This is a genomic window from Clostridium ljungdahlii (genome assembly GCF_001636845.1).
Classification (GTDB): domain Bacteria; phylum Bacillota; class Clostridia; order Clostridiales; family Clostridiaceae; genus Clostridium_B; species Clostridium_B ljungdahlii_A.
The window spans coordinates 303,352-313,554 of sequence record NZ_LITT01000035.1 but is presented as its reverse complement, the minus strand read 5'-3'; the positions used below and the strand labels follow the sequence as shown (position 1 = coordinate 313,554).

Genomic DNA, 10,203 nt, shown 5'->3' with positions numbered 1-10,203 from the left:
CTTTCCATAGGAATGGATGTAGTAGTTAGAGTAAAAGATCACAGACTTAATATTGTAAAAGATGCGTTAGCCCTATTTAAATGTCGTGAGGCAGATAAATGTTGGACTGTAAAGAAAAACATAAATGCTTATAGAAATATTAAAGCTTGGGATGATGATAATTTCCAAATGTCCAATTCAGATATAGAAGTAAGATTTATAAAATTTATAGAAGAAATTCATACTGGAGATAAAATAGAAATTAAAGAAGGGTGGATCATAACAACAGATAAATTTACATCAGTAGAAACCTTGTGGAAGATAATGCATAAAAGATGGGACATTGAGAATAATGTCTTTCACCAACTGAAAACGGAATGGCATTTAGACCACTGTTTTCTTCATAGCCCTACGGGCGTGGAGACAGTTTTAATGTTTATAATAATAGCATTCAATCTAATGCAGTTATACTTTTTTAGATGTTTAAGAGGTTTTAGAGAGAAGAATATGCTTCAAATAGATGTTATTGAAGATATAAAAGATGAAAGATTTACTATAGAAGATGATTGGTATAATCCACTATTTATAAAGACCTAAGTTGAAAGTAAAACTGGAAATTAATTTTTAAGATTTCTTGGGTTAAGGGAATTGTACATATTTTTACGACCTATCGGTCTAAAAACTTACCATTACTTAAAATAAGTGTAAAAAGATACAATTCCAGTAAAAATAAAATTTTTACTGGAATTTAGGTGCTAAATCTCTGAATTATCTACAATTTTATAGATTAATGTTTTAATACGTGATAAAATTAAAGGGGGAATATTAACATCAAATGTACATGAATAAGGAGTGTAGTTCATGGAAGAATATAAATCTAAATTACAGAGTAAAGAAATGGATTACTTGTGTGAGGCAGTATTGTCTTTAAAGACAAAAGAAGAGTGTTATAGATTCTTTGAGGATATATGTACTATAAATGAAATAAAGGCATTAGAACAGAGGCTTCAGGTAGCTAGAATGTTGAAAAACAAAAAAACGTATTTGGATATTGCAGCTGCAACAGGGGCAAGCACTGCTACCATAAGTAGGGTCAATAGGTGTTTGAATTATGGAAGTGACGGTTATAAGATAGTCTTAGGAAGATTAAAATAATATATTCAATCAGTACAAATAAATTTTTGTGTGTTGATAAAAATATCAGCACATTTTTTATGCTTTTCATGATTAAATTAATTGTAGAATGTTATAATATTAAACAGGAAGTATCTCTGTATCTACTTTAAATTAGGGGAGATAAACAGAGTTCTTGGTTTCAGGTGGAGTTTTTGTCCATCTGAAACTTATTAACAGGATTCTTAGTGCTTTAGCACTTAGAAGGCGTTATCCTTTAGGGGAAATCGTTATCCAGGGGCGTAGCAGCCGTTATCCACCACTTTATAAGAAAAGCAGATATCCCAAATCTTTGATTTGGCGATAGTCGCTTTCGCTGTGTGTGATGGGGATATTACGGCTGGTAGCCATCGGATAAACAAACAGGAGTGAATGTTATGGATTTAAAAAGCCTTTTGAATAAAGAACAGTATGAAGCAGCAGTGTATGTAGACGGTCCTCTATTGATTTTAGCTGGAGCAGGTTCTGGAAAGACCAGAGTTTTAACTTATAGAATTGCGCATATGATTGAGGATATGAATATATATCCTTCTAAAATACTGGCTATAACTTTTACTAATAAGGCTGCAGGAGAGATGAAAGACAGGATAAAAGAATTAGTAGGAGATGAAGTAGATGGAATGTGGGTATCTACATTTCATTCAAGCTGTGTAAGAATACTTAGAAGAGAAATAGACAAATTAGGATATAATAAAAATTTTGCAATATATGATAGTTATGATCAAAAAGTGCTTATAAAACAGTGCATGAAAGAATTAAATATAAGTGACAAGGACATAACTGACAGAGAAATAATAAATAAAATTAGTGGACAAAAAGATAATTTAATATCTCCACAGCAATTTAAAAAAGAAAATGAAGGAAACTTCAGAATGAATAAAATTGCAGATGTTTATTTGTTATATCAAAAAAAGCTCAAGGATAACAATGCACTGGATTTTGATGATCTTATATATAAAACTGTACAGCTTTTTAAGGAAAATGAAGATGTACTGGAATTTTATCAGAGAAAGTTCAAGTACATAATGGTAGACGAGTATCAAGATACCAATAGATCTCAATACGAGTTTGTAAGACTTCTTGCAAAGGCACATAAAAATATATGTGTAGTAGGAGATGATGATCAATGTATCTATGCTTGGAGAGGTGCGGACATAAAAAATATTTTGGATTTTGAAAAAGATTATCCAAATGCAAAGGTAGTAAAGTTAGAGCAAAATTATAGATCCAAGGGTAATATATTGAAGGCAGCTAATGATGTCATAAGTAATAATTCAAATAGAAAAGAAAAACGGCTTAGAACTGAAAGTGAAAATGGAGACAAAATAAAATTGTATAGGGCTTATTCAGATATAGATGAAGGCAGGTACATTGCATCTAAGATCAAAGAAATACTGAAAGAGGATGAAAGCAAACATTACAAGGACTTTGCAATACTTTATAGGACTAATGCCCAATCCCGTATATTTGAAGATGTATTTATGAAATCAAACATTCCCTATAGAATTATTGGAGGCTTAAAGTTTTACGACAGAAAAGAAATAAAGGATATTATGGCTTATTTAAAATTTATAAATAATCCTTTGGATGATGTTAGTTTAAGAAGGATAATAAATGTGCCAAAGAGAAGTATAGGGGATTCTACAGTACAGAAAATACAGGATTTTGCTAATTCTATGAATGAATCCATGTACAATGTACTTTTAGCTATAGATGAAGTTTTAAATTTAACAAAGAGGAATATTAATTGTATAAATAAATTTGTAAGCCTTATAAACAGTTTTATAAGAAGCAGGGACAAGATTACTGTGTCCAGCCTTATAAAGGAGATATTAGATACTACTGGATATTTAGAAGAACTCAAAGATTCAAATGAGGCAGATAGTATAAGCAGGGTAGAAAATCTACAAGAACTTGTATCTGCTGCTGCAGAGTTTGAAACTTCTTCAGAAGATCCGTCTCTTTCTGCATTTTTAGAGAAGGTGACTTTGGTTTCAGATGTAGATAATTTTGATCAAGATGCTGACTCAGTTGTACTTATGACAGTACATAGTGCTAAAGGATTAGAGTTTCCTGTAGTCTTTATGGCGGGAATGGAAAATGGAATATTTCCGGGAACCCAGTCTTTAAATGAGTTTAAGGAAATGGAAGAGTCTAGAAGGCTTTGTTATGTTGGAATAACTAGAGCTAAGGAAAAACTTTATATGACTTCTGCGGAAACAAGAAGGGTATTTGGAAGAATGGTATCTTACCAGCAGTCCAGTTTTATAAGTGAGATATCTCATGACCTTATAGAGTATGACAGTTTAAAAAAATCTAATTTTACTAGTCCTATAAATAGGCAATTAAACAAAAATACTTTTTCCTGGGACAAAAAGGTTCATCAGAGCAGTTTGATAGAAAACCCAGTATCTCCTACTGCAAAAAATGTCCCAAAGGGTAATTATTTAAAACTAGAGAATATAAAAGAAGGAACAAAAGTTAAACACGGAAAGTTTGGATTAGGGACTATTGTAAGTATATCTAAAAGTGGCAGTGATATAAAACTTACTATAGTTTTTGATAAGATGGGAATAAAAAATTTAATGTACGGGGTAGCACCGCTGGAAGCTGTATAAGTTGTATTTATTGTTTATGGAGGATTTTAGCTTTGATGTATGAAGATAGGTATAATGAATTAAAGAAAATAATTGCTTATCATAATGATAGGTATTACAATCAGGATAATCCTGAAGTATCTGATTATGAATATGATATGTTAATGCAGGAACTGAAGAATATAGAAAGAGAACATCCGGAGATTATCACTCCGGATTCTCCTACTCAGCATGTAGGAGGTAATGCTAAACGTGAAGCAGGTGTACTTGTTAGACATAGAGTTCCTATGTTAAGTCTTAGGGATGTTTTTAGCAAAGAGGATGTTGAACAATTTGTTGATGATGTTAAAGCTCAATTTCCTGATGTAGAATTTGTAGTAGAAACAAAAATTGATGGTTTATCAATGGCTTTACGCTATGAAGATGGAAAACTCGTAACTGCTATTACTAGAGGCGATGGTATTGTCTATGGTGAAGATGTTACAGTCAATGCTAAAGTGATAAATGATGTAGTTAAATCACTTAAAGATAAGCTCCCATACTTGGAAATTCGGGGAGAAGTGTATATGACTAAAAAGGCTTTTGAGAATGTTAATGAACATCAGGAGCTCTTGGGAAAAAAGGTATTTGCTAATCCTAGAAACTGTGCAGCAGGGACTCTTAGACAGCTGGATAGTAAGATTACAAAAGAAAGAAATTTATCTCTTTTTATTTTTAATGTTCAGGATGTTCGGGGTATGGAATTTAAAACTCATACCGAAGGGTATGAATTTCTAAAAAAACAGGGTATTAAAGTTATTGAGAATTATACAGTATGTAAAACTACTCGTGAAATATGGGATGCCATTGAAAGAATTGGTGAAAACCGTGGAGATTTAGATTACGATATTGATGGTGCGGTTATTAAAATCAATAATTTAGCATACAGAACTGAGCTTGGCAGTACTTCTAAAGTACCAAAGTGGGCTATTGCTTATAAATATCCACCTGAAGAAAAGGAAACTAAGCTTCTTGATATTGAACTTACAGTAGGAAGAACTGGAAGAATTACCCCCGTTGCTATTTTTGAGCCAATAAGGTTGTGTGGTACAAGCGTATCAAGAGCCACTCTCCATAATCAAGATTTTATTGATGAACTGGATGTGGGGGTTGGTGATACTATTGTAGTATATAAATCAGGAGAAATTATCCCTAAGATTAAAAAAGTTATACACGAAAAACGTCCTGAAGGAACAGTTAAATTTCAATTTCCAGATAAGTGTCCTGTATGCGGCAGTCCAGTTGCTAGAGAAGAAGGTGCAGCTGACATTAAGTGCACTAATATTAACTGTCCATCTATGCTTGTAAAAAGAATTATTAATTTTGTAAGCAGGGACTGCATGGACATTAAAGGATTTGGTGCAGCTTATGTTGAACAGCTTGTTGATAAAGGATATATAGCTGATATACCAGATATTTATCATCTTAATGAATATAGGGATAAGCTTGTTGAAGAAGGTATAATCGGAAAAGAAAAGAATACAGATAAACTTCTTGATGCCATTGAAAATTCAAAGAAAAATGAGCCGCAGAGGTTATTAGCAAGTTTGGGTATATCTAATGTTGGTAAGTCAACAGCTAAAGAACTTATGAAGTATTTTAAATCTATTGATAATCTCATTAATGCAGACATTGATGAAATCAAGAAAGTATCTGATATTGGTGATATAAGTGCTTCAGCAATATTTGAATATTTCAAAAATGAAGGTAACCTTAAAATTATAAGTGAACTTGCTAAATGCGGTGTAAATATGGTAATGAACGAAGATAAAGAAGCAGATAATTTACTTGAAGGTAGCAAGTTTGTTATTACAGGAACACTGCCATCAATGGGAAGAACTGAAGCAAAAGAGCTTATAGAGAAACACGGCGGCAAGGTATCAGGTTCGGTATCCAAGAAAACCACATATGTACTTGCAGGGGATGCTCCTGGAAGCAAAGTAACTAAGGCACAGGAATTAGGGGTTAAGGTAATATCTGAAGCGGAGTTATTACAAATGCTCAAATAAGATATGAGTTTTATGTATCTTATGAGTATAAAATACAGACACAACATTTTCTGCACCTACTGATTACGCAGAAAATGGTAAACCAAAATTAAAAAGTAGCTTACGAATTTAGCTGTTATACTGTGTTTGATAAAGCTGGAAAACTATTTTGATTTGGTACTTTCCACATATTCATTCCATCATTATACTATACAACAAAAGGTACAACTCTATAGAAAAATATATAATTGTTTAAAAGAAAACGCTTATTTTATAAATGGTGATACTGTTTGTAAAGACAAAGAAACTGGTTAAGGACATATAAGCAAATTTTATGGTTATCTCAAATCACAATTTTCTTTTTTAGAGTGACAAAAGTAAATGCAAACTGAAGAGTATTCATATTCTACGGCATTAGGAGGTGCATGAATGCAAGGAGTTGAGCGTTATAAGGTTAGACTATTGCCTCATTGTAAAGAATGGAAAGAGGAATTTGAAGAAGCAAAAAAACAATTGAAAGAAATTTTCGGGGACAACGTAAATGATATACAGCATGTAGGCAGCACCTCAATTAATGGTATCTACGCCAAGCCAATACTTGATATTGCCATAGTATTAAAATCATTTGAAGATATGAACATAGAAGAAATGAAAAGGGCAGGTTATGATTATTGTGGTCCACAAAACAAAGAAAAGAATAGGTATCTTTTTGTTTTAAGAGGTGAAGAGGAGATTTCATTAAGGCATGTTCATTGTTATGAACCAAACAATATTGATTTTTATTTTGTGACACGATTCAGAGATTTCTTAAATGAGCATGAAGAGTATGCTAAAGAGTATAGTGATTTGAAAATATCCTTAGCAAAGCAATACCCGGATGATAGGATTACATATACAGATAAAAAAGAGAGTTTTGTAAGAATGATATATCAAAAATTGATCCAAGAAAATACAAGAGTGAGTGACATAATCAAATAAGTATAATTAGAAATTATTTTACTGAGGAATATATTAACTTCTATATTGACAAGTGAATTCACATGTTATATATTTATAACATAAGTTACAAATATATAATATGGAGGCACATAAAATGAATGAAAAAAAGGTAAAAATTCAATCAGTTATATTATGGAATACTATAGTAGATGTATGCATTTTAATTATGATTTGTATCAGATTTTATACGTGTTCTAGTAATTTGGTAGCATTAGTGGGAGATGCTGTTTTAATTGCATTAGTAGTACTGGGATATTATATAAAAAATAAAATGGAAGTTGTAGATGAATTCGCAAAAAGTGCCATATCAAAAGCAAATGGAATAGCATATAAAGTACTTGTTATCTGCATTGTTGCTATAATGTTATATGCTGCTTATCAGAATGCAAATGCTAAAATAGAAGGGTGCTTGTTAGCAGTCAGTATGGTGATATCTTTTATTGTTAGATTAAGTATATTCTACAAATTAAATAAATATGGGATGGATGACTATGCTAAAAACTAAAATTAAAGAATATAGAGAAAATGCTGGAATTAAGCAGAGCGAATTAGCAGAAATTGTTGGCGTAAGAAGAGAAACAATTTTGCATTTAGAAAATGGTCGATATAATCCATCTTTAAAGATGGCAATGGATATAGCCAAGGTTTTTAATACAACCGTAGAAGAGTTGTTTGAATTCGTAAATGATTGAATTAGCTGGCTTATTTAACAAGTAAAAAAATAATAGAATTTTTTAAACAGGGAAATATAATAAGGAGCATAGAAGAATTATTAAGATTTGGAGTTAAAATAATAAAAGAAAAATGAATTTGAAAGCATGGTATAAATATTTACAAAGAGGTAAAAAAGGATTATTATAAGAATAGTTTAATTTTATATGAAAGTTAAACTATTTGTATAATATAGAGATTCTAAGTTAAGGGCAGTTTGTTTATGTAATGTGCTGCCAAATTTTTCTTGGGATCACTATAGTGGAGGATAAAAATGAAAAGGACAATAAATTTATTAGGGTGGATAGGAGTTATTTTTACTATCTTGGCATTGATATTAACACTCCTTACTACATATCATTTTACATATGTAAAGTACTTTAATGATTATTGCACGCTGCAGTGGAGCATATTTGTTACGATGGTAGCTTGGGCTATAAATATGATAATTTCTAGAGCTAACTTTAGGAATATAGTATACCCTATAACATGTGTATTGATAGCTTGCGCAACTATGTTTTTTATGTATATGAAAGTTTATTAAGGCTATAGAGACAATCTTTTGATAGATTGTCTCATTTTTTAGGTACGCCCAATATGGGCGACAGCTTGGGGGTGAATATATTGAAATCTATTGGAATTGTTACAAATAGCAATTCTTTAGTGGCTGTATTTTTGAAAAGCAATATAGAAGAGATATATAAGGGTTTTGCTGTAATAAATAATTATTATTTGAATGAGCTTAAAAGTACAGATAAGATAGATGATGATGTAATATTGATAATGAATGATGAAATAGCAATTGAAATAGAGAGATATGTAAAAAATAAAAAAAATATAATAGTCATTAAAAGAACGATAAAAGAAAATGAAGTTTATAAAATATTTAATATTCCTCAAGGCACTAAAGCTCTTGTGGTAAATAATGCAAAATCAGCCACATTGGAAACCATATCTTTATTATATAGGATAGGTGTAAATAATATTACCCTCATACCTTATGACGAAAATCAAAATTATGAAAACATAAAATTTGCAATAACTCCTGGTGAAGTTTCCAGAGTGCCAAAATATATTGAAAAAATTATAGATATAGGAAATCGACACATTGATATATCTACTTTTATTAATATTTCTAATAAATTAACACTTAAAAATAGAGTAATTGATACCAGATTATTTAAATATTCAGAAAAAATCGTAAATTTAGACAGCGGCATAAAAGATAAATATAAGGAGCTTTATATTAAAAATGAAGATCTGAATGCAGTACTTAATATGTCCAAAGAAGGAATAATGTTTACGGATTTGGACGGAAATATATCATTTTACAATAATGCATTTGAAAAGTTATTTAATATAAGAAAAAATATCAAATGTAAAAATATTAAAGATGTCTTGGATAAAAATTTGGTATGCTTACTTGTTAAAAATAGTGTTAAAGATGAGCTTATAGAATATAGAGACAAGTTTATAGTAGTTAATAAAGAAATTGTTGTCTACTATGGAGAAAAAAAGGATGCTATATCAGTATAAATGAAGTTACGTATTTGGAGCAGCTTGCAAAAAAACTAACAGTAAAATATACAAATAAAGGACTTATAGCAAGGTATGATTTTAATTCTATAAAAACAAATTCAAGCAGTATAAAGGAATGTATCAAATTAAGCAATAAAGTTGCAAAATCGGATTTGACAGTTTTAATAACAGGTGAGAGCGGCACTGGCAAGGAGCTTTTTGCTCAATCAATACATAATGCATCTTTGAGAAAAAATTGGCCTTTTGTTGCCATAAATTGTGCTGCAGTTCCTGAAAGCTTGTTAGAAAGTGAATTGTTTGGATATGAAAGTGGGGCGTTCACAGGGGCACGCAAAGAAGGAAAAGTCGGATTATTTGAACAGGCTAATATGGGAACTATATTTCTGGATGAAATAGGTGATATGCCTTTAACTCTGCAGGCCAGACTGCTTAGAGTATTGCAGGAAAGACAGGTAATGAGGATAGGTTCTGATAGACTTATAAATGTTGATATTAGGGTTATTGCAGCTACAAATAAAAATTTGCTCCAAATGGTAGAAGAAGGGCAATTTAGAGAAGACTTATTTTATAGAATCAATGTACTACCTATAAACATACCACCTGTAAGAGAAAGAAAAGAAGATATTATTTCTCTTATAAAATATTTTATGGGAAGAAAAAAGACTATAAGATTATCTGATGAAGTCATGGAAATCTTTATGAATTATTCTTGGCCGGGTAATATAAGAGAAATTCAGAATGTTGCTTCCTATATAAAAATTATGAATGACGATAATGAAGTAAATATTGGAGATTTGCCTTACTATTTGGTTGACTATAATATAAACTTTGATGAGGAAGCTGCATATCTCAAATGCAAAAATTGCATTTTTGATTCAGTATCAATATTGAAAATTATTAAAGAGCAAGGAATTTTAAAATCAGGAATTGGTAGAAAAAATATAAAGGAAATTTTAGAAGCAAATAATATAAGGCTAAGTGAAGCTGAGATAAGAAGAATAATGAGCATTTTAAACAAATTGTCATTGATATCATGTAATTTAGGGAGAAATGGAAGCAAAATTACAACGAAAGGGAACAATTTTTTAAAATGGATGGAAAACAGGATGAAATCATAGCCTAAATAGCCTATTTAATATAAATAACTTATGCAAATAAGCTGTCCACAGGATATTTTT

The 10,203-nt window shown here is 30.8% G+C and carries 11 protein-coding genes; all 11 read left to right on the top strand.

What is annotated here, in order from left to right; genetic code table 11:
• A partial coding sequence (locus WY13_RS14030) for a transposase (RefSeq protein ID WP_242866503.1) occupies positions 1–576 on the top strand: 576 nt, incomplete at its 5' end.
• Between the two features lie 264 nt (positions 577–840).
• Positions 841–1,134, top strand: coding sequence for a YerC/YecD family TrpR-related protein (locus WY13_RS14025; RefSeq protein WP_063556227.1), 294 nt, complete (start codon positions 841–843; stop codon positions 1,132–1,134).
• 395 nt (positions 1,135–1,529) lie between these two features.
• Complete coding sequence (pcrA, locus tag WY13_RS14020; RefSeq protein WP_063556226.1) at positions 1,530–3,770, top strand: DNA helicase PcrA; 2,241 nt, start codon at positions 1,530–1,532, stop codon at positions 3,768–3,770.
• Positions 3,771–3,802: 32 nt separating this feature from the next.
• Complete coding sequence (gene ligA, locus WY13_RS14015; RefSeq protein ID WP_156499048.1) at positions 3,803–5,797, top strand: NAD-dependent DNA ligase LigA; 1,995 nt, start codon at positions 3,803–3,805, stop codon at positions 5,795–5,797.
• A 126-nt stretch (positions 5,798–5,923) separates the two neighbouring features.
• Positions 5,924–6,091, top strand: a complete 168-nt coding sequence (locus tag WY13_RS21125) for a class I SAM-dependent methyltransferase (protein WP_278321791.1) — start codon at positions 5,924–5,926, stop codon at positions 6,089–6,091.
• Between the two features lie 114 nt (positions 6,092–6,205).
• The gene (locus WY13_RS14010) at positions 6,206–6,754 is read left to right on the top strand and encodes a GrpB family protein (RefSeq protein WP_063556225.1); all 549 of its coding nucleotides are present in this window, start codon (positions 6,206–6,208) and stop codon (positions 6,752–6,754) included.
• 115 nt (positions 6,755–6,869) lie between these two features.
• Complete coding sequence (locus WY13_RS14005) at positions 6,870–7,280, top strand: hypothetical protein (protein WP_063556224.1); 411 nt, start codon at positions 6,870–6,872, stop codon at positions 7,278–7,280.
• Positions 7,261–7,467 (top strand): helix-turn-helix transcriptional regulator, encoded by a 207-nt coding sequence (locus tag WY13_RS14000; RefSeq protein WP_063556223.1) that lies wholly within the window; start codon positions 7,261–7,263, stop codon positions 7,465–7,467. Before WY13_RS14005 ends, WY13_RS14000 begins: the two co-directional genes overlap by 20 nt.
• A 293-nt stretch (positions 7,468–7,760) precedes the next feature.
• Entirely contained in the window at positions 7,761–8,030 is a 270-nt protein-coding gene (locus tag WY13_RS13995) for a hypothetical protein (protein WP_013240305.1), read from the top strand.
• 80 nt (positions 8,031–8,110) lie between these two features.
• Positions 8,111–9,022, top strand: a complete 912-nt coding sequence (locus tag WY13_RS22215; RefSeq protein WP_242866502.1) for a PAS domain-containing protein — start codon at positions 8,111–8,113, stop codon at positions 9,020–9,022.
• Between the two features lie 14 nt (positions 9,023–9,036).
• A complete protein-coding gene (locus WY13_RS22210; RefSeq protein WP_347459374.1) occupies positions 9,037–10,143 on the top strand; it encodes a sigma-54 interaction domain-containing protein in 1,107 nt (368 codons plus the stop codon).
• Positions 10,144–10,203 lie beyond the last annotated feature (60 nt).

Bases quoted from the DNA above. Each gene is read 5' to 3' on its own strand.
- WY13_RS14025 (WP_063556227.1), top strand. From the start codon at position 841: ATGGAAGAATATAAATCTAAATTACAGAGTAAAGAAATGGATTACTTG.
- pcrA (WP_063556226.1), top strand. From the start codon at position 1,530: ATGGATTTAAAAAGCCTTTTGAATAAAGAACAGTATGAAGCAGCAGTG.
- WY13_RS14010 (WP_063556225.1), top strand. From the start codon at position 6,206: ATGCAAGGAGTTGAGCGTTATAAGGTTAGACTATTGCCTCATTGTAAA.
- WY13_RS14005 (WP_063556224.1), top strand. From the start codon at position 6,870: ATGAATGAAAAAAAGGTAAAAATTCAATCAGTTATATTATGGAATACT.
- WY13_RS14000 (WP_063556223.1), top strand. From the start codon at position 7,261: ATGACTATGCTAAAAACTAAAATTAAAGAATATAGAGAAAATGCTGGA.
- WY13_RS13995 (WP_013240305.1), top strand. From the start codon at position 7,761: ATGAAAAGGACAATAAATTTATTAGGGTGGATAGGAGTTATTTTTACT.